Source organism: Amycolatopsis iheyensis, from assembly GCF_024703995.1.
Lineage (GTDB): Bacteria > Actinomycetota > Actinomycetes > Mycobacteriales > Pseudonocardiaceae > Amycolatopsis > Amycolatopsis iheyensis.
In genome coordinates this window covers 46,886-70,225 of the sequence record NZ_JAMXQV010000003.1, presented here as the reverse complement: position 1 = coordinate 70,225, position 23,340 = coordinate 46,886, and the positions used below count along the sequence as shown (strand labels likewise).

Sequence of the window (23,340 nt, the reverse complement as noted above, 5' to 3'; positions counted from 1 at the left end):
GTTATTCACGACCAAGGTCGCGGTGCACCACCTTCACGGCCATTCCGTCCTCTTTGGACAGACGCTGGGCGAGCTCCACGGACAGCGCCACGCTGCGGTGCTTGCCGCCGGTGCAGCCGACGGCCAGCGTCAGGTACCGCTTGCCCTCGCGCTTGTAGCCGGCGCCGATCAGCCGCAGCAGCTGGTGGTAGCGGTCGAGGAACTCTTCCGCGCCCTCCTGCGAGAGGACGTAGTTGCGGACCTCGCCGTCGAGGCCCGTGTGTTCGCGCAGCTCCGGGATCCAGAACGGGTTCGGCAGGAACCGGACGTCCATCACCAGGTCGGCGTCCATCGGCAGGCCGTACTTGTAGCCGAAGGACAGCACGGTGACCCGGGTCTGGGTGCTCGCCTCGGAGCCGAACGCGTCCTCGATCTTGGCGCGCAGGTCGTGCACCGACAGCGACGACGTGTCGAGCACCAGATCGGCCTCTTCGCGCAGCGGCTCCAGCAGCGTCCGCTCCGCCGTGATGCCGTCGGCCAGCCGGCCGTCGCCCTGCATCGGGTGGCCGCGCCGGACGGCCTCGAAGCGGCGCACCAGCACCGCGTCGGTCGCCTCCAGGAACAGCACGCGCGGCTTGTAGCCCCGCGCGTCGAGGTCCTTGATCACCGAGGCGAGGTCGTCGGTGAACGCGCGCGAGCGCACGTCCATGACGACGGCCACCTTCGTGATCGCGCCGCGCGCCTGCGCGCCCAGCTCGACCATGGTGGCGATCAGCTCCGGCGGCAGGTTGTCGACGACGAACCAGCCCAGGTCCTCCAGGCACTTGGCCGCCGTGCTGCGGCCCGCCCCGGACAACCCGGACACGACCGCGACCTCCATGCCGGACCCGCGGATTTCCTCTTGCGCACTCACTGTCGTTCCCTACTCCCCTGCTTGCGTGCCGTTGCTCGCGCCGGACTCCCCGGCCAGCGCGGCGACCACGGCCTCCGCGGTGCGCCTGCCGAAGCCGGGCACCGCCTCGATCTCTTCGATCCTGGCCTGCTTGAGCTTCTTCACCGAGCCGAAGTGCTTGATCAGCGCGGTGCGGCGAGCCTGCCCCAGCCCGGGCACACTGTCCAATTCGGACGTCTGCAGCCGCTTGGAGCGCTTCTCGCGGTGGTAGGTGATGGCGAACCGGTGGGCCTCGTCGCGCAGCCGCTGGAGCAGGTAGAGCCCCTCCGACGTCCGCGGCAGGATCACCGGGTCGGGGTCGGCGGGCAGCCAGACCTCTTCGAGCCGCTTCGCCAGCCCCACGACGGCGATGTCGGTGATGCCCAGTTCCGCGAGGACGTCCGCCGCGGCCGTGGCCTGCGGGCCCGCGCCGTCGACGACCAGCAGGTTCGGCGGGTAGGCGAACTTCTTCGGGCGGCCGGTCTCCGGGTCGAGCCCCGGCTTGCTCGACTCCTCCGAGGTTTCCTTGAGGTAGCGGTTGAACCGCCGCCGGACGACCTCGGCGATCGAAGCGACATCGCCCTCTTCGGCTGCCTCGCGCAGCGCGAAGCGGCGGTACTCCGACTTGCGCGCCAGCCCGTCCTCGAACACCACGAGCGACGCCACGACGTCGCTGCCCTGGATGTGGCTGATGTCGATGCACTCGATGCGCAGCGGCGCGGTGTCGAGCGCCAGGAACTCCTGCAGCTCGGTCAGGGCCGCCGAGCGGGCCGTGAGGTCACCGGCGCGGCGCAGCTTGTGCTGCGTGAACGCCTCGCCGGCGTTGCGCTGGACGGTCTCGGCGAGCGCCTTCTTGTCGCCGCGCTGCGGCACCCGCAGCTGCACCCGCGAGCCGCGCAGCCCGCTCAGCCACTCCGCGACCGCCTCGGCGTCCGCGGGCAGCTCCGGGACCAGCACCTCGCGCGGGACGACCGGGCCGGCGTCGACGTCGTCGCGGGCGTCCAGGGCGGCCTCGTCGCCGTAGAACTGGGTGAGGAAGTGGTCGACCAGGGCCGGGACGTCCATCTCCTCGGCCTTGTCGATGACCCAGCCGCGCTGGCCGCGGACCCGGCCGCCGCGCACGTGGAAGACCTGGACGGCCGCTTCGAGCTCGTCGTGGGCGAACGCCACGACGTCGGCGTCGGTGCCGTCGCCGAGCACCACGGCCTGCTTCTCCATGGCCCGCCGCAGCGCGCCGAGGTCGTCGCGCAGCCGGGCGGCGCGCTCGAACTCGAGGTCTTCGGACGCCGCCGCCATCTCGTTTTCGAGCCGCTTGATCATGACGTCGGTCTTGCCAGCGAGGAAGTCGCAGAAGTCCTCGACGATGTCGCGGTGCTCCCCGGCCGAGACGCGGCCGACGCACGGCGCCGAGCACTTGTCGATGTAGCCGAGCAGGCAGGGCCGCCCGATCTGGCCGTGGCGCCGGAACACCCCGGCCGAGCAGGTGCGGGCCGGGAACACGCGCAGCAGCAGGTCGAGCGTCTCGCGGATGGCCCACGCGTGCGCGTACGGCCCGAAGTACCGGACGCCCTTCTTGCGGGCGCCGCGGTAGACGTGCAGGCGGGGGAACTCCTCGGTCAGCGTCACCGCGAGCATCGGGTAGCTCTTGTCGTCGCGGTAGCGGACGTTGAACCGCGGGTCGAACTCCTTGATCCAGTTGTACTCGAGCTGGAGCGCCTCGACCTCGGTGGTGACGACGGTCCACTCGACGCTCGCCGCCGTGGTCACCATCTGGCGCGTGCGCGGGTGCAGGCCGGAGAGGTCGGCGAAGTAGGAGTTCAGCCTGCTGCGCAGGCTTTTCGCCTTGCCGACGTAGATGACCCGCTTGGTCGCGTCGCGGAACTTGTACACGCCGGGGAGCTCCGGGATGCTTCCCGGAGCGGGTCGGTAGGTGGTCGGGTCAGCCACCTCCCAAGACTATGGGGCGGCACCGACAGTTCTCGCACGCCCCCAGCTCTGCCGCGGCTTGTCGTGAGTGGTTAGGGCGGTTCTAACCGCCCTGACCACTCACGAGCCGGTGCCCCGCCGGAAGTAGGGTGGTTGGTCCGGTTCCGACTTCGGTAGGTGTCGCCCGGGGTGAGGCGGTGGTTACTTTCCGACCGGCCCGATCGGGCCCCGTCCGAAAGGATCCTCTCCGTGAGCTCTCTTCGTACCCTCGGCGCCGCGTGTACGGCCGCCGTCGCGCTGACCCTCGCGGGTGGCGCCGTCGCTTCCGCCGGCGTCCAGCCGAACATCGTCGGCGGCACCACCGCCCCGACCGTCTCCTGGGGCGCCCAGGTGTACGTGAACACGCCCGGGCGTGACTTCCAGGGCTTCAACTGCTCGGGCACGGTGATCGCCGCGCGCTGGGTCATGACGGCGGTGCACTGCCTCGACTCCGACGGCTCGGGCATGCACGTCAAGGTCGGCAGCAACACGCTGTTCTCCGGCACCCAGATCGCGGTCGACGGCAAGTACGAGTCCCCGAACGGCGACATCGCGCTGCTGCACCTGGCGTCGGCGACCAGCGCGGCGCCGATCAAGCTGGGCAGCGCGGACCCGTCGACCGGCAGCACCAACCAGCTCTACGGCTGGGGCCGCACCACCCCGACCGGCCCGCCGGCGTCGGCGCTGAAGACGGCGAACGTCCAGGTGACCGGCCGCTCGACGGACGCCTACGGCGGCCGCGCGATCCAGAGCGTCGGCATCAACGGCTCGGCGTGGAAGGGCGACTCGGGCGGGCCGCAGGTGTCAGGCGGCCTGCAGGTCGGCGTCGCCTCGACGGTCCAGAACCAGAGCGGCACGAACACGCGCGGGACGAACAACTACGCGAGCGTGGCGTCGAGCCGGTCCTGGATCCGGACGACCGCGGGCGTGTGAGCCCCCGGGGCGGCGCTTCGGCGCCGCCCCGGTTTTGTCGGTGGTGTGTGGGATGCTCGCGGCATGCGGATCGCCACGTGGAACGTGAACTCCATCGTCCCCCGCCTGCCCCGGGTGCTGGAGTTCCTGGAGGAGACGGCGCCGGACGTGCTGTGCCTGCAGGAGCTGAAGACCACCACGGAGAAGTTCCCGCTGGCCGAGGTCGAGGCGCTGGGCTACGAGGTGGCGGCGTACGGGCTGGGGCGCTGGAACGGCGTCGCGGTCGTGTCGCGCGTGGGGCTGTCCGACGTCGTGCGCGGGCTGCCGGGCGAGCCTGCCTTCGAAGGGGCCGCGGAGGCCCGGGCCGTCGGGGCCACGTGCGGTGGCGTGCGGGTGTGGTCGGTGTACGTGCCCAATGGGCGCGAGCCGGACAACCCGCACTACGCGTACAAGCTCGAGTGGCTGGAGTCCTTGCGGTCGCTGGTTTCCGCGGAGCTTTCGGCCGCGCCGTTCGCGGTGCTGGGCGACTTCAACGTGGCGCCGGCGGACGAGGACGTCTGGGACATCGCGGTGTTCGCGGAGTCCACGCACGTGACCAAGCCGGAGCGGGAGGCGTTGGCGCGGTTGCGGGACCTCGGGCTGTCGGACGTGTTCCCGCGGCCGTTGAAGTACGACCACCCGTTCACCTATTGGGACTACCGGGCGGGCAACTTCCCGAACAACAAGGGGATGCGGATCGACCTGGTGTACGGGAACGAGACGTTCACGGCCGCGGTGACGGATTCCTATGTGGACCGGAACATGCGCAAGGGCAAGGGGCCGTCGGACCACGCGCCGATCGTGGTGGACCTGGACCTCTGACGCTTCGCCGGGGTCAGGCGCCCCGGCTCGCAGGCAGTCCTCCTGACTTGGCTCAAATTGGTGCGCACCGCGGTCGTGGATGCGGGTGAGGGCATCGCGGAGGTCGTCGGGTAGCGGGTCGACGGCGATGGGGGTGTGCTCGCCGGCCTGGATGTTGATGGTGCGGTAGCGGCGGGTGGCGCACGAACTTCTTGATCGTCGGTGGTAGGCGTCGATCCCGAACTCGGCGGTGACGTCCGGGAGGTTGGTGACGTAGCCTTTGCGGCCGGCAAGGGCGCGTGCCTTGGACCGCGGTCTTGCCGGCGACGGCCTGCTCGGCCTTGGCGACCGGTTCGTCGATGCCGTGCAGGGTGCGCCGAGCCCGGTCCGCCCGGTAGATGATCTGGTCGCGGCGCTGGTCCTTGGGGCCGGCAGGCCAGGGCTGGGTGAAGATGTGCCCGTCGGGGATCTGCTCGTCCGGGTGCTCGCGGCGCCACGCCTGGACCACGTACGGCACGTCGGTATCCGCGGTGAGGATGAACGACAACCCCGCGGCCTGGTGGGCATCCATGAACGCACGGATGGTCGGCAGCATCGTAGTGGTCTCGCCCCGGTTGCCCTCGAACGCGTTGACCATCAACGGAAACCGCTTGCGTCGGTGAGCAGCCCGATCGTGATCTGCGGCTCCGGGCGGCGTTCTTTGGAGAACCCGCTCGGGCTGCCCCACAGCCAGACGCTGCCTCGCCACCGCCTTGAGCGCCTCCGACACCGCATCGTCATGCGCCGAGCCGATGTCCCGCGACCCGCGACCCGCGACCCGCGACGCGAGGAGTGCACGATCTGCACCGCCCTGGCCCCCGACGCCGCCTTCACCGTGCGCACATACGCCACGAGAGACAGCCTGGAACCGTCTTGAGCCAAAGTCGGGTAAGGTGACGGAATGGTCATGCGGGTGGCGATTCCCGTGCTGCCGTGCCGAGATGTGCAGGCAGCGCGGTCGTACTTCACGGACACGCTCGGATTCGACACCATATTCACCTGGGAGACCCCGCCTAGCTACGCGGCCGTGATCCGCGAAACCGCCGAGTTCCACCTGTACGCCGAAAGCAGCGTCGGCCCGGCCAGGGTGACGGTTGTCGTCGACGACGTCGATTCCTGCCACGACGAGCTGCGCGCCCGCGGCGCCGACATCGTCGAGCCACTGGCTGACCGGCCCTACGGGATGCGCGACTTCAACGTACGGACACCCGATGGGCACTTGTTGATCTTCAGCCAGCCGCTTACCGAGCACGGGTGACCATCAGCGGACCAGCCGGAAGAATGACCGGACCTCGTCGACGAACAACGCCGGCTGCACGAACGCCGCGAAGTGGCCGCCCTTGCCGGGCTCGTTCCAGTACCGGATGTTCGGGAACCGGCGCTCCGCCCACCGCCTGACCGTATCCGGAGATCCATTCGTTGACCTGCCGGAGGCTTTCCCAGTACAGCCGGGCGGATGAGGCACCGGTGCCAGGCAGCCAGTAGAGCATCAGGTTGTCGAGCAGGTGATAACCCGATGCAGGTCGCCACCGGAGTCGGTCCACGACCAGAACTTCTCGACGATCCAGGCGCAGAGGGCGGCCGGCGAGTCGACCCGATCGGGTTGCCGTTGACCGATGCTCGTGGCGATGCTGGTGCCCCAGTCGCTGCCCTGGGCGCCGAACCGCCGGTAGCCGAGCCGGGCCATCAGCTCGCACCACGCGTCGGATATCCGCTCGATCCCCCACCCCGGCGCGGCCTTCGCCGTTCACACGACGAAACCGCAGCTCAAAAGCCAGCACCCTACCCAAGATCAGCGATCTTGAGCCAAGTCAGGTCACTCGCTTGCGGAATACCCCGGCTCGCAGGCCGTCCTCGCAGCCGGGCGTCGAAGCTCGGCACCCCTGGGCCGGCCCGCACCCGGCAGGGAGGGGAAGCTCAGCCGCCGATGGCCGCGCGGTGCAGCTTTCGCAGGGCCCGCACCGCTTCCACCGCCCGGTCCCGGTCCACCGCCTGGACCGCCATCACCGAGTGGTACTCGTCGTCCGGCAGCTCCAGCCGGGCCCACGACGCGCCGTCCGGGAAGCTCACCGACAACACGTCCGTCCACGCGAACCGGCGCGTGAGCAGGATGTTCCGGACCTCGATGCCCTCTTCGTCGGCCCGCACGCGGGCGAACGCGAACAGCAGCACGCCGAAGGCCAGCAGGATGCCGATGCCGATCATCGCCGCCTGGTCGGAGCGCTGGAAGCGGACGCCCGTGTCGCCGTTGCGCAGCAGCACCGCCACCACCACGAACACCGCCAGCAACGCCACCGCCAGCACGCCGCACATGATCATCGTCCGGCGTGGCCGTACCACCAGAAGAGTCTTCACGGTCACACGAATCCCCGCTCGGTCCACGGCTGGCGCAGGCTCCGCAGCACGTGCGCGGAGTCCAGCGCCGCCACGGTCGCCTCGTAGCCCTTGTCCTCCTTGGCGCCCGGCCGGCCCGACCGGTCCACCGCCTGCTCGTGCGTGTCGCACGTCAGGACGCCGTTGCCGACCGGGGTGCTCTCGTCGAGCGCCACCCGGGTCAGGCCCGCCGTCACCGCGTCGCACACGTACTCGAAGTGCGGGGTGCCGCCGCGGATGACCACGCCCAGCGCCACCACCGCGTCGTGGTTGCGGGCCAGCGCCTGCGCCACCACCGGGAGCTCGACCGCGCCCGCGACGTGGACGACCGTCGGCTCGTCCTCCAGCTCGGCCTCGCGGGCCGCAGCGAGGGCGCGCTCCAGCAGGACGTCGGTGATGTCCGCGTTCCACCGGGTCGCCACGATGCCGAGCTTCAGCGCCTTGCAGTCGGAGAGGTCCAGCGAAACTTCCGGCCGGCCTTCGCCGCTCACAGTGCTCCTCCGTCGGGGTGCTCGGGGCCCGCGCCGACCTGGTCGTAGTGCTCCAGCTGGGCCAGGTCGTGGCCCATCCGGTCGCGCTTGGTCCGCAGGTAGCGCAGGTTCTCGGGGTTCGGCGAGATCGGCAGCGGCACCCGCCCGGTGACGCGCAGGCCGTAGCCCTCCAGGCCGATCCGCTTGGCCGGGTTGTTCGACAGCAGCCGCATGGTGCGGACACCGAGGTCGCACAGGATCTGCGCGCCGGTGCCGTAGTCCCGCGCGTCGGCCGGGACGCCCAGGGCCAGATTCGCGTCGACGGTGTCCGCGCCGTCGTCCTGCAGCTGGTAGGCCTGCAGCTTGTGCAGCAGGCCGATGCCGCGGCCTTCGTGGCCGCGGATGTAGAGCACGACGCCGCGGCCTTCGGCGGCCACCGCCTCCAGCGCCGCCTCGAGCTGGGGGCCGCAGTCGCAGCGCAGCGAGCCGAAGACGTCGCCGGTCAGGCACTCGGAGTGGACGCGCACCAGGATGTCCTGGCCGTCGCCGATCTCGCCGTAGACGAACGCGACGTGCTCGATGCCGTCGAGCAGGCTGTCGTAACCCACCGCGCGGAACGTGCCCGCGGCCAGCGGGATCCGGGCCTCGGCGACCCGCTCGACCTGCTTCTCGGTGCGACGGCGGTAGGCGATCAGGTCGGCGATGGTGATGATCGCCAGGTCGTGGTCGGCCGCGAAGACCTCGAGCTCGTCGCGGCGCGCCATGTCGCCTTCGTCCTTCTGCGACACGATCTCGCAGAGCACGCCGGCGGGCGCGAGCCCGGCCATCCGGGCCAGGTCGACCGACGCCTCGGTGTGCCCGGGGCGGCGCAGCACGCCGCCGCCCTTCGCGCGCAGCGGCACGACGTGGCCGGGCCGCCGGAAGTCCTTCGCGGTGGACGCCGGGTCGGCCAGCAGCCGGATCGTGTGCGCGCGGTCGGCGGCCGAGATGCCGGTGCTGATGCCCTCCGCGGCGTCGACCGTGACGCTGTAGGCGGTGCCGCGCGCGTCCTGGTTCGTGTGGTACATCGGCGGCAGGTCGAGCCGGTCGGCCTCGGCCTCGGTCAGCGCCACGCAGACGTAGCCCGAGGTGTAGCGGACCATGAACGCCAGCAGCTCCGGCGTCGCCTTCTCCGCGGCGAAGATGAGGTCACCCTCGTTCTCGCGGTCTTCGTCGTCGACCACGACGACCGGGCGGCCGGCCGCGACGTCCGCGATCGCCCGCTCGATGGCGTCGGCGTCGAACACCGCCCCGGCGCCGCAGGGCGTCCAGCCCGCTTCGGGCTCTGCCGTCTCGCTCATGACCGCTCCTCCGTGCCGCCGTCCCGATTCTGCACCTGGTCGCGGATATGCGCTTCGGCCAGTTTCTCCACGTACTTCGCGACCACGTCGACCTCGAGGTTCACCAGGTCGCCGGCCTCCCGGCCGCCGAGGGTGGTCACCTCGAGCGTGGTCGGGATCAAGGCCACCTTGAACTGCTCGTCGGTCACCGCGGCGACCGTCAGCGAGATCCCGTCGACCGCGATCGAGCCCTTCTCGACCACGTACCGGGCCAGGTGCCCCGGCAGCGCGAACGTCGTGACGCCGGTTTCGTCGCGGGAGAGGAACACGCCGGTCCCGTCGACGTGACCCTGCATGATGTGGCCGCCGAGGCGGCCGCCCGCGGGCGTGGCCCGCTCCAGGTTGACCCGGTCGCCGACCGCGACCTTCGCCAGGCTCGACCGCTGCAGCGTCTCGTGCACGACGTCGACGGTGAACTCGCCGCCGCGCACCTCGACGACCGTGAGGCACACCCCGCTGACCGCGATCGAGTCGCCGTGCCCGGCGTCACTGGTGACCAGCGGGCCGCGCACGCGCAGCCGCGCCGCGTTGGTCAGCTGCTCCACCGCGGTGACTTCGCCGATCTCCTCGACTATGCCGGTGAACACGTCCGCTGCCTCCTTGTGAGCCGGTCCCTTCCATCCAACACCCGCGGCGCTCCGGTGGCTTCTCCGGTGCCGCTGCGGATCAGCCGGCCCGGCCGCGTGCCGCCTGTTCGCGCAGCGCGGCGACCGCTTTGCCCGGATCGGCGGCGCCGTAGACGGCGGACCCGGCCACGAAGCAGTCGACGCCCGCCTCGGCGGCCTGCTCGATGGTGTCGGTGTTGATCCCGCCGTCGATCTCGACGACCAGCTTGAGGTGCCCGGTGTCGACCAGCCGGCGTGCGGCGCGCACCTTCGCCAGGACGTCGGCGATGAACGACTGCCCGCCGAAGCCCGGCTCGACCGACATGACCAGCAGCGTGTCGTAGTGCTTGAGCGCGTCGAGCCACGGCTCGAGCGCGGTGCCCGGCTTGATCGACAGCCCGGCCTTCGCCCCGGCGGCGCGCAGGTTCTTCGCCAGCGCGACCGGGTCCTTGGCGGCCTCGGCGTGCACCGTGACGTTGTAGGCGCCGGCCTCGGCGTAGCCGATCGCCCAGCGGTCCGGGTCCTCGATCATCAGGTGGCAGTCGATCGGCACGTCGGTGCTCTTGAGCAACGCCTTGACGACGGGCAGGCCGAGGGTCAGGTTGGGCACGAAGTGCGCGTCCATGACGTCGACGTGCACCCAGTCGGCGCGGTTTTCCCCCTCACCGGCGACGGCCGCGATCTCTTCGCCGAGCCGGGCGAAGTCCGCGGACAGGATGCTGGGGGCGATCAGGGGTCGGTCTGCCACCACCTGAGTGTAGGAGGACCGTGCTAACGCTCACTAACCGGTTGTGACCAGGATCTGGCTCCGCAGAGGGAGGCGATGGCCACACCGGCCGCCCTACGCTCGCCGCCATGCCCGGTTTCCTCCTGTCCCTGGCGCGGATCGGCAGCTACCGCAGCCTGCCCTTCGCCGTCGCGAGCGCCGTTCTCACGGTGCCGGTGTCCCCCTTCGCACTCGCCGCGGCGGTCTCCGTCGAGGCCGAATCCCGTGTGCGGGCGCTGCTCGCCCTGCTCGCGCTGGCGGTGTTGATGGGGCTGCTGGGCCTGCTGGGACCGGTCCGGCGAGTCGGCATCGGCCTGGCGAACACCCTGCTCGGCGCCGGGATCCCGGCGCCGTCCGGCCGCCCGGACGGCGCCTCGCGGCTGCGGTCGGGCCTGTGGCTGGCCCTGCACACCGCGGCCAGCGGCGTCCTGCTCATCGTGCTCGCGTTCCTCGGGCTCGGCCTGCTGGTGCCCGCGGTGTGGCTGACCGGCGGCCAGGACCAGATCAGCCTCTTCTGGGACCACGTCCCGCTCGGGGCGTGGACGCTCCCGTTCGCGCTCGTGCTGCTCGCCGCGGCACTCGTGCTGACCGCGGCCGCCACCCGCGGCTTCCGGGCCGGCGCGGTGACGCTGCTCGGCCCGTCCGACGCCGAACGCGCGGCGCTGGCCGAACGCCGGGCGGCGCTGCTCGCCCAGCGCAACCGGCTGGCCCGCGAGCTGCACGACTCGATCGGGCACACGCTGACGACGTCGACCATCCAGGCGGCCGCCGCGGCGGAGCTGGTCGAGGCCGACCCGGCCCAGGCCCGGCGCGCGCTCGGCACGATCGAAGAAGCCTCGCGCAGCGCCCTCGAAGACCTCGACCACGTGCTCGGCCTGCTGCGTGAGGAGCCGGCCGCGAAGGAGCCGACGCGGACGCTGACCGAGGTGGACGTCCTGGCCGTCCGCGCCCGCGAAGCCGGGCTGGACGTCCGGCTCAGCGTCACCGGGCCGGTCGCCACGCTGCCCGCGGCGGTGTCGCGCGAGGGTTACCGGATCGTCCAGGAGGGCCTCACCAACGCGTTGCGCCACGCCGGGCCGGGCGCGGTGGACATCCGGGTCACCGCCGGGCCCGACCACCTCGCGATCGCCGTCGAGAACGCGCTGGCCACCGAGGATCCGCGACCCGGGCGGCGGGGGCTGACCGGGCTCGCCGAACGCGTCGAAGCGTTGCGCGGCGAGCTGGCCGCGGGCCCGGACGACGGGCGGTGGCGGCTGCGCGCGACCATCCCGCTGCGGGCCGGCGCATGACCCCGACCGTGCTGCTCGCCGACGACGAGCCGCTGGTCCGCACCGGGCTGCGGGCGCTGCTGGAGGCCCAGGGCCTGACCGTGGTCGGCGAGGCGGCCGACGGCGCCGAGGTGCTGCCCGAGGTGCGGCGAAGCCGGCCGGACGTCGTGCTGATGGACGTCCGGATGCCCGGCACGGACGGCATCGAGGCCACCCGGCGCCTGCTGGCGGAGCTCGCCGAGCCGCCGAAGGTCCTGGTCGTCACGACGTTCGACAACGACGACTACGTGCACGAGGCGCTGCTGGCCGGGGCCAGCGGGTTCCTGCTGAAGCGGGCGCGCAAGGAGGAGTTCGCGCACGCCGTGCGGACCGTCGCCGCGGGCGAGTCGCTGCTGTTCCCCGAGGCGATCCGGCGCCTGGTGACCACCCGGCCGCCGGGCGGGCGGTTCGCACGGGCCGCGAAAACGCTCACCCGGCGCGAAGCCGAGGTGCTCCGGCTGGTCGCGCGCGGACTGTCCAACCAGGACATCGCGGCCGAGCTGGTGATCAGCCTGGAGACCGTGAAGACCCACGTGGGCAACATCTTCGGCAAGCTCGGCGCCGCCAACCGCAGCCAGGCAGTGGTCATAGCGTACGAATCGGGCGTCGTCGCACCCGGGCACCTCGCCGGTCAATAACCGACGTGCTCCCGGTCACCCGCGGGAAGTCATGAGTTCGGTCAGCGGACACCCGGGCGTCACCTTCAGTCCCTCCGTGGCACACATGCAAGAGGACTAATGGCCCGTGTCCGAAATCCGGGCTGAATACCCCGAAGTCCCCCACTGAGGAGAAACATGGCTTCGCTGTTCGCCGGCCGGCGCCGGTGGCTGGTCGCGGGCGCGCTGGGCGCCGCCCTGGTCGCCGCCGCCCCGGTCGCCCTGGCCACCAACGGCTCCGAGAACGCCGACGCTCGTTCGTCGGCGGGCACCGGTGACCGCACCAACGACGTCCGCTCGGCGATCCAGGGTGGTCACGCCCGCAACGTGATCCTCTTCATCGGCGACGGCATGGGCCAGTCGGAGATCACTTCCGCCCGCAACTACGAGCGCGGCGCGGCCGGCCGGCTCGCGATGGACGAGCTGCCGCTGACCGGCGACTACACCACCTACGCCGTCGAGCAGAACAACCCGGGCAAGCCGAACTACGTGACCGACTCGGCCGCGTCCGGCACCGGCTGGGCCACCGGCACCAAGACCTACAACGGCGCCATCTCCGTCGACGCCTACGGCAACGACGTCCCGACGATCCTCGAGCTGGCCAAGCGGAGCGGCCTGCGCACCGGGGACGTCACCACCGCCGAGGTCCAGGACGCGACCCCGGCCGTGCTCGGCTCGCACGTCGTCAGCCGCGACTGCAAGGGCCCGGTCGAGACGACCGCCAAGTGCGCGAAGAACGCCAAGGAGAACGGCGGCCTCGGCTCGATCTCCGAACAGCTGGTGCAGACCCGCCCCGACGTCCTGCTGGGCGGCGGCGCGGCGTACTTCGACCAGAAGGTGACCGCGGGCAAGTTCAAGGGCAAGACCGTCCTGGACCAGGCCAAGGCGGCCGGCTACACAGTCGTCAACACCGCGGCGGACCTCGCGGCGGCGAAGAAGGGCAAGCCGGTCCTCGGCCTGTTCGCCAAGAACAACATGCCGGTGAACTGGACCGGCCCGGCCGCGGTCCACGGCGGCACCGCGCCGACCCGCTGCGCCACGAACGCGAACCTGCCGAAGACCCAGCCGAAGCTCGCCGACCAGACCCGCAAGGCGCTGGAGCTGCTCGACGACCGTCGCGCGGACAAGGGCTTCTTCCTCCAGGTCGAGGGCGCCAGCATCGACAAGCAGGACCACGCGGCCGACCCGTGCGGCCAGATCGGCGAGACGATCGACTTCGACAGTGCGATCGCGGCGGGCACGGCGTTCGCCCGCAGCCACCCCGACACCCTGGTGCTGGTGACCGCCGACCACGGCCACAGCAGCCAGATCGTCGAGCCGACGGCGACCCCGGGCCTGACCGCCACCCTGGTCACCAACGAGGGCGCGAACATGACGATCGCCTACGGCACCGCGGAGACCGGCGGCTCCCAGTCGCACACCGGCACCCAGGTGCGCATCGCGGCCATGGGCCCGCAGGCGGCGAACATCGTCGGCCTGACCAACCAGACCGACCTGTTCGGCACCCTGAAGCGAGCGCTCAAGCTCCGCTGACGTGGTGGGGCAGGCCCCCGGAGGGATCCGGCGGCCTGCCCCATGCCCCCTGGCGTCCCGGCTCCCTAGCGTGGGGAACACCGAGACACCAGGGGGTTTCTTCATGCGGAAGTCATCGCGGATCGTCGCCGCCGGCACACTCGTGGCGCTGATGGCGGCCACCACGGCGGCCCCGGCGCTCGCCGCCGTGGACCCGGTGCAGCACGATCTCGACGTGCTGACCACGCAGGACGGCGTCCCGGCCGCCGAAGCGGTCATCCAAGACCACGGCCGCACCCGGGTGGTGCGCAGCAACGGCACCACCGGGCAGCAGTTCCCACGCAACGGTTCCTTCCGGGCGGGCAGCGTCACCAAGACGTTCGTCGCGACGGTCGTGCTGCAGCTGGTCGGCGAGGGCCGGGTGAAGCTGGACGCGCCGGTCGAGCGGTACTTGCCAGGGCTGCTGCCTGATCGCCGAATCACGGTGCGGCAGCTGCTGCAGCACACGAGCGGTCTGTACGACTACCTGCGCGATCTCGCCCTGGACGACCCGGAATCGTTGCGGCACCGGGGCGCTTCGCCGGAGGAGCTGGTGGCGCTGGCGCTGCGGCACCCGGCGCTGTTCGAGCCGGGCACGGGCTGGTCGTACTCGAACACGAACTACATCGTGGCCGGGATGATCGTCTCTCAGGTGACCGGACATCCCCTGTCCGCCGAGATCGCCCGCCGGATCACCGGGCCGTTGGGCCTGCGGGACACGTACCTTCCCCGTCGCGGTGACGAAAAGCTGCCGTCCCCGCACGCGGTCGGGTATACGGCGATCGGCGGGAAGCTGGTCGACTTCAGCGACTTCGACGCCACGATCGCCGGGGCGTCGGGCGGGCTCGTGTCGACTCCGGTCGACCTCGACCGGTTTTACGGCGCCCTGCTCGGCGGCCGGCTGCTGCGGCCGGCTCAGCTGGCGGAGATGCAGCGGACGGCGCCGGCGGACGAGCTGGGTATCCCGGGGGCGCGGTACGGCCTGGGGCTGGGGAGCATTCCGATGTCGTGCGGGCTGTTCTGGGGGCACGAAGGCGGGATCATCGGGTTCACGAACCTGGCCGGGGTGGGTCCGGACGGGCGGCGGGTGACGGTGGTGTTCAACCAGGATCCGGCGCCCGGGGAGGCGAACCGGCACCTGCTGGCCGCTACGGACACGGCGGTGTGTTCGTAGCGCCGTTCGCGGCACGGCTCCGGCCGAGGCCGAGGCGGCTTCGGCCGGAATTGTCGGTGCCCCACGGTAAAGTGGAAAACGGGGGGCGCCCCCGCGCCGGGGTTCACCGAAGCGCTCACTCCGGCAGCAGGTCGAGCACCTCGGTCCACGACCGCCGGAAATCCAGCCGGTGCAGCGTCACCCCGGCGCCCGCGAGCGTGTCGAGGTGGCGCTGCCACGCCGGGTGGTGCACCCGCGTGTCCTGGATCTGGTACGCCACCACGATCGTGATCCCCGGCGCGCCGAGCACGTCGCCGAGCACCGTCAGTGCCTGGTTGTCCGCGATGCCCAGCGCCAGCTTCGCCACCGAGTTCGCCGACGCCGGTGCGAAGAGGAACACCGCCGGGTCCGGGTGCGGCCGGGGCTCGCCCGGCAGCCGGGACACGCTGCGGACCGGCAGGTCCGTGCACGCCGCCACTTCGGCGAGACCGCCCGTCGACTCCAGCCACCGGCGCGCCGTCGGCGTCAGCGTGATCGCCGGGCGCCAGCCGCGCTCGGCGGCGGGGTGCGCCAGCTCGGCGGCGAACCGGACGTCCAGTCCGCCGCACGAGCTGGCGATCAGCCCGAGGTCCGTCACGGTTTGCGCAGCACGGCGCAGAACATCGCGTCCGTGCCGTGGCGGTGCGGCCACAGCTGCACGTACGGCCCGTCGCCGAGCTCCGGCACGCCCGGGAACAGCTCGCGCGCGTCCAGCACCTCCGCCTTCAGCCGCCGCGCCGTCTCGCCGAAGACGCCCTCGGTCTCGGCCAGGTGCGGCGAGCAGACGACGTAGGTGAGCGCGCCGCCCGGCCGCAGCAGCGCGTAAGCCGCGGTGAGCAGCTCGCCCTGCAGCTTCGTCAGGTCCGCGACGTCGGACGGCTGACGGCGCCAGCGCGCCTCCGGCCGTCGCCGCAGTGCGCCGAGCCCGCTGCACGGCGCGTCGACGAGGATCCGGTCGTAGCCCGGCTCCAGGCCGCTTTCCCGGCCGTCGGCCACGTGCACCTTCACGGGCAGGCCGCCGGTGGCCTTCTCGACGAGGTTCGCGCGGTGCGGCGCCTTCTCGACGGCGTCCACGGTCGCCCCGCTGAGCGCGGCCAGCGCGCCGAGCAGCGCGGCCTTGCCGCCGGGTCCGGCGCAGAGGTCGAGCCAGCGCTCGTCCGTGCCCTCGACGGGCACCTTCGTCGCGGCGATCGCGCAGAGCTGGCTGCCCTCGTCCTGCACCGCGGCCAGCCGCTCGCGGACCGGCTCGACGTCGGCCGGGTCGCCGGCGCCCGCGGGCAGCCGGACGCCGTAGGGCGAGTACGGCGCCGGGTCGCCGCCGGTGATCGCGGCCAGCTCGTCGGCGCTGATCTCGCCCGGGCGGGCGACCAGGTGCACCTCGGGCCGCGCGTCGTCGGCCTCCAGGGCCGCCTTGAGCCCGGCGCCCTTGTCCCCCAGCGCTTCGGCGAACGAACGGGCGATCCAGCGCGGGTGCGCGGTGCGCAGCGCGTACGCGCCGATCGGGTCGGCGGCGTCGTCCGGGGCCAGCTCGTCGAGCCAGGCCGCTTCGTCCTTTTCGGACACCTTGCGCATGATCGCGTTCGCGAAACCCGTGGCCCACGAGCCGGCTTCGGCCCGCACGAGGTCCACAGTGGACGTCACGGCGGCATGCTCCGGGATGCGCGTGCGCAGCAGCTGGTAGACGCCGACGCGCAGCGCGTCGAGCACCGCGGGGTCCGTCTTGGACAGTGGCCGCTCGGCGCACGACTCGATGATCGCGTCGAGCAGGCCCTGCGCGCGTGACGTGCCGTACGTGAGCTCGGTGGCCAGCGCCGCGTCGCGGCCGGTGATCCGGCGCTCGCGCAGCAGGTCCGGCAGGACGAGGTTCGCGTAGGCGTCCTTCGTGCGCACGGCCGCCAGGACGTCGAACGCGGCCTGCCGGGCCGGGTCCACCTCCGGCGGGCGGCGCGGGCCCTCCTTGCGCGGGGCCGGGCGGCCGCGCTGCGGCCGGGACGGGCGTCGTTCCCTGTGGTCGTTCACCGGAGGCGTTCTCCCTGCTCGATCCGTGATCCGCGAGCCCAGTCGGTGGCCGCCATCCGTTTCTTGCCGGGTGCCTGGACCTCGCCGAGCCGCAACGGCTTCGTCGCCGTCCCGACCAGCACCCGCTTGCGTTCGACCACGATCTCGCCCGGCGGCGGGCCGGGTTCGTCGAGCACCGTGACCGGGCCGAGCTTCAGCCGTTCCCCGCGGAACTCCGCCCACGCGCCCGGGTCGGGGCTGACCGACCGGATCTGCCGGTCGACCGCCGCCGCCGGGTCGGCGAAGGACACGCGCGCGTCCTCGACCGTCACCTTCGGCGCGTAGCTCAGCCCCTCGGCGGGCTGTTCGCGCGCGACGAGGCTGCCGTCGGCCAGACCGTCCATGGTGGACAGCAGCAGCTTGGCCCCGGACTCGGCGAGCCGCCCGAGCAGGCCGCCGGCGGTGTCGGTGGCCCCGATCGTCTCGGTGACGACGCCGAACACCGGGCCCGCGTCGAGCTCCTTGACGATCCGGAACGTCGACGCGCCGGTGATCTCGTCGCCGGCGCGGATCGCGGCCTGCACCGGCGCCGCGCCGCGCCACGCGGGCAGCAGCGAGAAGTGCAGGTTCACCCAGCCGAGGCGCGGGATGTCGAGGGCGGCCTGCGGCAGCAGCGCGCCGTAGGCGACGACGGGGCAGGCGTCCGGCGCGAGCTCGGTGAGGCGCGCGAGGAAGGCCGGGTCACCGGCACGCGCCGGTGTCAGGACCTCGATGCCGTGGGAGTCGGCGAGCGCGCCGACCGGCGAGCGGACGACGCGGCGGCCGCGGCCGGCCTGGGCGTCGGGCCGGGTGACGACGGCGACGACCTCGTGGCGGCCGGAGTCGAGCAGGGCGCGCAGCGCGGGAACGGCCGGCTCGGGGGTGCCGGCGAAGACGAGCTTCATCGGACTGCCCCCGGCGGGAGCGGGGTTTCAGGTGGCTGGAACATCGGGCCCGAGTCTAGAAGGCCCCGTTGGCCGGGGCGCGCCCAGCTCAGGCATGGTTGTCCACAGCCTCACCGTGATGTGGAAACCACGCCCTGACCGGGCTGATTCCCGGCTTTTCGTCAGCCACCCCCGATACGCTGGACTGGGGACGCCCCCCAGAGAGGGTGGGGGCCGCGTTGGGGCGAGGCCGGCCGCAGGGTTGCGAGGCGTGGATCTGCCCCACCTCGGCTTTGCCCGCGCCGAACGCGGCCCGATGATCGGCTATCTCGAGCCGATCCGGGTCGTTCGCCAACGAGCTGAACCGCGTCTTCCTCGACGGCGGGGTCCACCCGGCCCACCGCCGCCGCGGGCTCGGCACCCGGCTCGTCGACGCTGGGGTGGCCGCGGCGAAGGTGCTGCACGCCCACCACCACCCGAGCGCGAAGCTCGTGGTCGACGTCCACCGGCCCGGGCACATCGCCGGCCTGGCCGAGCTGATGGCGTCCCGGGGCTTCGCGCCCGTCCGGTACTTCCACCGCATGGAGCACCCGCTCGGGAACGTTCCGTTCGTGGCCGCGCGGATCGAGCCATGGTCGGAGCGGACCGACGAAGACTTCCGGCGCGTCCGCAACGCGGCGTTCGAGGACTGCTGGGGCGCGGCGCCGATGCCCGCGGACCAGTGGCGGAACAAGATCGTCAACCAGACGTTCCGGCCGGAGGTCAGCTTCCTGTCCCGCGACGCGGACGGGGCGCCGGCGGGCCTGCTGGTGACGATGTCCTGGGACGCCGACACCGAGGCCACCGGAGTTCGCGACGCGCACTTCATGATCGTCGGGACGCTGCCCGGGCACCGGCGGCGCGGGGTGGCCGGGGCGCTGCTGGCGCACGCGCTGCGGGCCGCGGCGGAGCAGGGGTACGACCGGGCGAGCCTGGTCGTGGACTCGGCGAGCCCGTCCGGGGCTCCCGGGGTGTTCGAGAAGGCCGGGTTCGCGCCCAAGACGCGTTACATCCGCTGGGCACTGGAGGCCTGACCCAAGCGCCCCAATGTGGCCTTGGTTGCGTCTGACGCACCCAATGTGGCCTTCGGTGCGTCAGACGCACCGAAGGCCACATTGGGGCGCTTGAAGCCCGTGCCTACCAGTGGACCGGCCACACCACCTGCGCCGCGCCCTGACCACGCCGGACCGGTTCGGCCGCCGCCAGCCAGCGGCCGTCGCGCAGGCGCTCCACTCCCGTCGCCGCGCCGATCTCCGCCGGCGCGGTCGAGAAGCCCTGGCCGCGGGCCTTCAGCGTCGCCGTCTCCGGCTGGTCCAGGAACTCCTGCTCCACCTGCGCCGCCGCCGAGTTCCGCTGGGACGCCCGCGGCGCCGCGATCGCGTTCTCCAGCGACAGCCCGCGGTCGATCCGGCCCAGCAGGACCTGCAGCACCGTCGTGATGATCGACGCGCCGCCCGGGGAGCCCGTCGCGAAGAACGGGCGGCCGTGGTCCAGCACGATCGTCGGCGCCATCGACGAGCGCGGGCGCTTGCCGGGGCCCGGCAGGTTCGGGTCGGGCACGCCCGGCGTCACCGGCGTGAACGAGAAGTCGGTCAGCTCGTTGTTGAGCAGGAACCCGCGGCCCGGCACGACGATGCCGCTGCCGCCTTCCTGCTCGATCGTCAGCGTGTAGGCGACGACGTTGCCCCACTTGTCGGCCACCGTCAGGTGCGTGGTGTTCTCGCCCTCGTACGGCGTCGGAGCGGCCGTCGTGCCCGCCGCGCACGGCGCCGGGTGGCGCGGGTCAGCCGGGGCGACCGGGCTGGTCGCGGCCTTGTCCTTCGAGATCAGGCACGCCCGCGAGTCGGCGAAGCGCTGGCTCAGCAGCTCGCGAGCTGGCACGTCGATCACCGTCGGGTCGCCGATCCAGCGGTTGCGGTCGGCGAAGGCGAACCGCGTCGACTCCAGGAAGTACTGCAGGTAGTCGGCCTGGCTCGCGTGCTTCAGGTCGAAGTTCTCGAGGATGTTGAGCGCCTCACCGACCGTCAGCCCGCCCGACGACGGCGCCGGCATGCCGTAGACGTCGAGGCCCTCGTACCGCGCGTGGGTCGGGTCGCGCTCGATCGCGCGGTAGGCGGCCAGGTCCGAGGTGCCGAGCTTGCCGGGCCGCACGTTGAGCGTCGAAGCCGGGTCCTTCGGCGGCTGCTGGACCGTCTTCGCGATGTCGGCGCCGATCGGGCCCCGGTACAGCGCGTCGACGCCGTGGCGTTCGAGCTGCGCGTACGTCGCGGCGAGGTCGGGGTTGCGGAAGACCGTCCCGGGCGACGGCGGCGCGCCGTTCGGCAGGTACAGCGACCGCGTCGACGGGAACGCGGCGAAGCGCGCGGCGTTGTTCGCGATCTGCGTCTGGAACGTCGAGTCGACGACGAACCCCTTGCGCGCCAGGTCTTCCGCGGGCTTGAGGGACTTCGCCAGCGAGCGCGTCCCCCACTTGCGCAGGGCCTCGGACCACGTCGCGGGCGTGCCCGGGACGCCGACGCTGAGCCCGCTCGTGACGGCGTCGTTGAACGCCAGCGGCTTGCCGTTTTCGACGAAGAGGTTCGCGTCGGCGGCCTTCGGCGCCGTCTCGCGGCCGTCGAGGGTGTGCACGCGGTGGGTCCTCGCGTCGTAGTAGACGAAGAACCCGCCGCCGCCGACGCCGGCGGAGAACGGGTCGGTGACGCCGAGCGCCGCGGCGACCGCCACGGCCGCGTCGACGGCGTTGCCGCCGTCGCGCAGGACCTTGGTGCCGATCGCGGTGGCGTCGGCGTCGATGCTGGCCACGGCGCCCCCGAACCCGACGGCGACCGGCGACTTGGGCGTGGGTGTGGCGGCGGTGGCGGGTCCGGCCGCGACGGTGGTGACGAGCGCGGCGGTGGCGGCGATGGCGAGGGTGCGGCGGCATCTGTGCGACGGCATGCGGGCGAGTCTGCCCCTCCGACCAGGCCGCTTCAAGACGCCAATGGGTTCCGGTTCGCCCGCTTTGTCAATGATTAACCAGGTTCAGGGGTAGCTGAAATTAAATCACATGGAGCAGTGACGTTGCCGTACTCGACGTAACAGAATCATGCGGCGCGGCCTGCACACCGCGCACATCGCGAGGGCAACCGGAAGGAAACAACCGAAGATGACTGCACCACGACAGTGGCGCCGCCTGCTCGGCGCCGCACTCGCGGTCTCGACCGCCCTGCTGGTCGTGACCGCCACCGGCGCCGAGGCGTCGCCACCGCTCCCCCAGCAGGACGCCTCGAACAACCACGAGATGGGGGCGTCCATCCGCGCCCACGACGGGGTCGCGCCGGCCGGGCTCGCGCCGGCGTCGGTGGACGCGAGCGTCCCCGGCATCGACGTCAGCTCCTACCAGGGCAACGTCAACTGGGCGTCGTACTGGAGCGCGGGCAAGAAGTTCGCCTACGTCAAGGCGACCGAGGGCACCGGCTACCAGAACGCCTATTTCAGCCAGCAGTACACGGGTTCGTACAACGTCGGCATGATCCGCGGCGCGTACCACTACGGCCGCCCGGACACCTCGGGCGGCGCGGCCCAGGCGGACTACTTCGTCGCCCACGGCGGCGGCTGGTCGAAGGACGGCAAGACGCTGCCGGGCACGCTGGACATCGAGTGGGGCCCGAACAACGCCTGCTACGGCAAGACGCCGGCGCAGATGGTGGCGTGGATCAAGGCGTTCAGCGACGAGTACCACGCGAAGACGACCCGCTGGCCGGTGATCTACACGGCGACGAGCTGGTGGAGCCAGTGCACGGGCAACACGGGTGACTTCAGCTCGACGAACCCGCTGTGGGTGGCGCGCTACGCGTCGTCGGCCGGCACGCTGCCGTACCACTGGGGCTTCTACACGTTCTGGCAGTACAGCTCCTCGCCGATCGACCAGGACCAGTTCAGCGCGGACATCTCGCGCCTGAAGGTCCTCGCGACCGGCTGATCCCCGACTTACGCGGGTTACGCGGGTGGCGCGGTCGGCGGAAGACTCGGCCGCGTCACCCACGCCGTGGAGGGAAACCCGTGCGCCTGACCGCCCTGCTCCCCCTGCTCGCCGTCGTCCCGCTCGTCGCCCTTCCCGGCACGGCCACCGCCGCGTCCGGCTGCTTCGGCACGACCGCGCCGCTGACCGTCGAAGAACAGCGGCTGACCGCGACCCTGCCCGCCGGCGGGCCCGCCGTCGGACCGGAGCTGGTGCGGCTGGCCGGGCTCGACCCGCTCGTCGCCGAGGTGAAGCACGACCTCTGCGCGGCACGCACCCCGCGCCGGGCCGAGCGCGTCGTCACGCGGGCCGGTGACCGGCTGTGGCGCACGGCGGTCGACCGCGCGCAGGGCCGCCGTCCGGATCTCGGGACGCTCGACCGCTTCGACGACCGGCCGCTGTACTGGGCGCGGCTGCAGCTCAGCAGCGCGATCCGGCAGTGGACGCCGTCGTTCTCACCGGACCGGGCCGCGCTGCTGAAGGCGTTCGACCGCGGCTCGCGCGGCCTCGACGACGCCGGGTTCCCGCTCGGCAAGACGCGTCGGCTGATGGTGAGCGGGTTCGATCCGTTCCAGCTGGACGGCCCGGGGATCACCATCTCGAACCCGGCCGGGGCGTCGGCGCTGCAGCTGGACGGGCGCGTCCTCGACACGCCGTCCGGGCCGGCGGTGGTGCAGGCGGTGAGCTTCCCGGTGGTGTGGGGCTACTTCGACGAGGGCATCGTGGAATCGGCGTACGGCACGGCGTTGCGCGACCGCGCGCGCCGGCCGGACGTGCTGATGACGATCAGCCAGGGCCGCCCGGGCCGCTTCGACGTCGAACGCTGGGCGGGCGCCTGGCGAGGCGGCTTCCCGGACAACAACAACGTGTCCGTCACCGGCGGTGTCCCGCCCGCGGCGGGCTGGCCGCAGCCGGACGTCCAGTTCATCGAGACGACGCTGCCGTACGCGCGGATGCTCGGGGTGACCGGCGCCTACCCGGTGAACTTCAACCAGGCTTTCTGCGTCTGGCCGGATCCGGCGCACCCGGGCACGGGGACGCCGGTGTGCCGTTCGGACGCCCCGGCGCCCGGCGAGATCGCGGCGTCCGGCGGGGGCGGGAACTACCTGTCCAACGAGTCGATGTTCCGGAGCAACCGGGTCCGGGTCGGGCTGGGCCTGACGTCGGTGGCGGGCGGGCACCTGCACACGCCGGTGCTGGGCCAGCCGACCGGCCTGACGGACCCGGCGTTCGAAGCGCGTCGGCAGGCGATCGTGACGCAGGTGCTCGGTTTGACATCGGCGGCGGCGAGCGTTTCCAGCCCGGCTGCGGCGCCGCGTTCGACGGAATCGCCGCGCGCGGCAGTGGAATCGGTGCCCGGTACGGTGTTCACCCGTTGATTCCGGGTCATCTCGTCCCGAGGTAGCCGCGCGAGA

Annotated in this window: 22 protein-coding genes and 1 pseudogene; 10 read left to right on the top strand and 13 right to left on the bottom strand. The window is 72.2% G+C overall.

Translation table 11 applies throughout. The features are described from left to right. Position 1: 1 nt before the first annotated feature. Positions 2-859, bottom strand: coding sequence for an RNase adapter RapZ (gene rapZ, locus M8542_RS07540; RefSeq protein WP_003101350.1), 858 nt, complete (start codon positions 857-859; stop codon positions 2-4). Between the two features lie 42 nt (positions 860-901). Continuing rightward, a complete protein-coding gene (gene uvrC, locus M8542_RS07535; protein ID WP_257919299.1) occupies positions 902-2,857 on the bottom strand; it encodes an excinuclease ABC subunit UvrC in 1,956 nt (651 codons plus the stop codon). A gap of 228 nt (positions 2,858-3,085) precedes the next feature. On the opposite strand from uvrC, the gene M8542_RS07530 reads away from it, so the two are divergent. Further along, positions 3,086-3,808 (top strand): S1 family peptidase, encoded by a 723-nt coding sequence (locus M8542_RS07530; RefSeq protein ID WP_257919298.1) that lies wholly within the window; start codon positions 3,086-3,088, stop codon positions 3,806-3,808. A 63-nt stretch (positions 3,809-3,871) separates the two neighbouring features. Next, positions 3,872-4,648, top strand: coding sequence for an exodeoxyribonuclease III (locus tag M8542_RS07525; RefSeq protein WP_257919297.1), 777 nt, complete (start codon positions 3,872-3,874; stop codon positions 4,646-4,648). A 96-nt stretch (positions 4,649-4,744) separates the two neighbouring features. Here M8542_RS07525 and M8542_RS07520 read toward each other — a convergent pair. Then, positions 4,745-5,338: pseudogene (locus tag M8542_RS07520) on the bottom strand (IS1634 family transposase); the annotation flags it as partial. 229 nt (positions 5,339-5,567) lie between these two features. On the opposite strand from M8542_RS07520, the gene M8542_RS07515 reads away from it, so the two are divergent. Then, complete coding sequence (locus M8542_RS07515) at positions 5,568-5,924, top strand: DUF8817 family protein (protein ID WP_257919296.1); 357 nt, start codon at positions 5,568-5,570, stop codon at positions 5,922-5,924. Between the two features lie 231 nt (positions 5,925-6,155). On the opposite strand, the gene M8542_RS50755 is transcribed toward M8542_RS07515, so the two are convergent. The 6 genes from M8542_RS50755 to rpe all read right to left on the bottom strand — a co-directional run bounded on the left by M8542_RS50755 (position 6,156) and on the right by rpe (position 10,226). Beyond that, the gene (locus M8542_RS50755) at positions 6,156-6,353 is read right to left on the bottom strand and encodes an alpha/beta fold hydrolase family protein (protein ID WP_257919295.1); all 198 of its coding nucleotides are present in this window, start codon (positions 6,351-6,353) and stop codon (positions 6,156-6,158) included. A 230-nt stretch (positions 6,354-6,583) separates the two neighbouring features. Beyond that, positions 6,584-6,985, bottom strand: a complete 402-nt coding sequence (locus M8542_RS07505; RefSeq protein WP_257919716.1) for a PH domain-containing protein — start codon at positions 6,983-6,985, stop codon at positions 6,584-6,586. A gap of 38 nt (positions 6,986-7,023) precedes the next feature. Beyond that, entirely contained in the window at positions 7,024-7,530 is a 507-nt protein-coding gene (ribH, locus tag M8542_RS07500; RefSeq protein WP_257919294.1) for a 6,7-dimethyl-8-ribityllumazine synthase, read from the bottom strand. Next, positions 7,527-8,849 carry a bifunctional 3,4-dihydroxy-2-butanone-4-phosphate synthase/GTP cyclohydrolase II gene (locus M8542_RS07495; RefSeq protein WP_257919293.1) on the bottom strand — a complete coding sequence of 441 codons (1,323 nt, stop codon included), beginning with the start codon at positions 8,847-8,849 and terminating at the stop codon, positions 7,527-7,529. Before M8542_RS07495 ends, ribH begins: the two co-directional genes overlap by 4 nt. Next, on the bottom strand, positions 8,846-9,475 hold the full coding sequence (locus M8542_RS07490) for a riboflavin synthase (RefSeq protein WP_257919292.1): 630 nt from the start codon (positions 9,473-9,475) through the stop codon (positions 8,846-8,848). The genes M8542_RS07495 and M8542_RS07490 overlap by 4 nt, the downstream gene beginning before the upstream one ends. A 79-nt stretch (positions 9,476-9,554) precedes the next feature. Next, entirely contained in the window at positions 9,555-10,226 is a 672-nt protein-coding gene (gene rpe, locus M8542_RS07485) for a ribulose-phosphate 3-epimerase (protein ID WP_257919715.1), read from the bottom strand. A 122-nt stretch (positions 10,227-10,348) separates the two neighbouring features. Here rpe and M8542_RS07480 point away from each other — a divergent pair, with 122 nt between their 5' ends. The 4 genes from M8542_RS07480 to M8542_RS07465 all read left to right on the top strand — a co-directional run bounded on the left by M8542_RS07480 (position 10,349) and on the right by M8542_RS07465 (position 14,947). Continuing rightward, complete coding sequence (locus M8542_RS07480) at positions 10,349-11,548, top strand: sensor histidine kinase (RefSeq protein WP_257919291.1); 1,200 nt, start codon at positions 10,349-10,351, stop codon at positions 11,546-11,548. Next, entirely contained in the window at positions 11,545-12,204 is a 660-nt protein-coding gene (locus M8542_RS07475; protein WP_257919290.1) for a response regulator transcription factor, read from the top strand. Before M8542_RS07480 ends, M8542_RS07475 begins: the two co-directional genes overlap by 4 nt. A gap of 156 nt (positions 12,205-12,360) precedes the next feature. Then, complete coding sequence (gene phoA, locus M8542_RS07470) at positions 12,361-13,755, top strand: alkaline phosphatase (protein WP_257919289.1); 1,395 nt, start codon at positions 12,361-12,363, stop codon at positions 13,753-13,755. A 103-nt stretch (positions 13,756-13,858) separates the two neighbouring features. Continuing rightward, positions 13,859-14,947 (top strand): serine hydrolase domain-containing protein, encoded by a 1,089-nt coding sequence (locus M8542_RS07465; RefSeq protein ID WP_257919288.1) that lies wholly within the window; start codon positions 13,859-13,861, stop codon positions 14,945-14,947. Positions 14,948-15,062: 115 nt separating this feature from the next. Here M8542_RS07465 and M8542_RS07460 read toward each other — a convergent pair whose 3' ends face one another. From M8542_RS07460 to fmt, 3 genes are read right to left on the bottom strand one after another with little or no spacing between them, the layout of a single operon-like run. Beyond that, positions 15,063-15,563 carry a flavoprotein gene (locus M8542_RS07460; protein ID WP_257919287.1) on the bottom strand — a complete coding sequence of 167 codons (501 nt, stop codon included), beginning with the start codon at positions 15,561-15,563 and terminating at the stop codon, positions 15,063-15,065. Beyond that, a complete protein-coding gene (locus M8542_RS07455; RefSeq protein WP_257919286.1) occupies positions 15,560-16,984 on the bottom strand; it encodes an RsmB/NOP family class I SAM-dependent RNA methyltransferase in 1,425 nt (474 codons plus the stop codon). The genes M8542_RS07460 and M8542_RS07455 overlap by 4 nt, the downstream gene beginning before the upstream one ends. Beyond that, complete coding sequence (fmt, locus tag M8542_RS07450) at positions 16,981-17,907, bottom strand: methionyl-tRNA formyltransferase (RefSeq protein WP_257919285.1); 927 nt, start codon at positions 17,905-17,907, stop codon at positions 16,981-16,983. Before fmt ends, M8542_RS07455 begins: the two co-directional genes overlap by 4 nt. 419 nt (positions 17,908-18,326) lie before the next feature. Between fmt and M8542_RS50290 the strand changes: the two genes are divergently transcribed. Next, entirely contained in the window at positions 18,327-18,959 is a 633-nt protein-coding gene (locus M8542_RS50290; protein WP_257919284.1) for a GNAT family N-acetyltransferase, read from the top strand. Between the two features lie 103 nt (positions 18,960-19,062). On the opposite strand, the gene ggt is transcribed toward M8542_RS50290, so the two are convergent. Next, entirely contained in the window at positions 19,063-20,862 is a 1,800-nt protein-coding gene (ggt, locus tag M8542_RS07440; protein ID WP_257919283.1) for a gamma-glutamyltransferase, read from the bottom strand. A gap of 208 nt (positions 20,863-21,070) precedes the next feature. Between ggt and M8542_RS07435 the strand changes: the two genes are divergently transcribed. Together M8542_RS07435 and M8542_RS07430 are read left to right on the top strand one after the other, a co-directional pair. Further along, entirely contained in the window at positions 21,071-21,886 is an 816-nt protein-coding gene (locus tag M8542_RS07435) for a lysozyme (RefSeq protein WP_257919282.1), read from the top strand. Between the two features lie 80 nt (positions 21,887-21,966). Beyond that, positions 21,967-23,304, top strand: coding sequence for a PA0049 family protein (locus tag M8542_RS07430; RefSeq protein WP_257919281.1), 1,338 nt, complete (start codon positions 21,967-21,969; stop codon positions 23,302-23,304). The last annotated feature ends 36 nt before the right edge of the window (positions 23,305-23,340 follow it).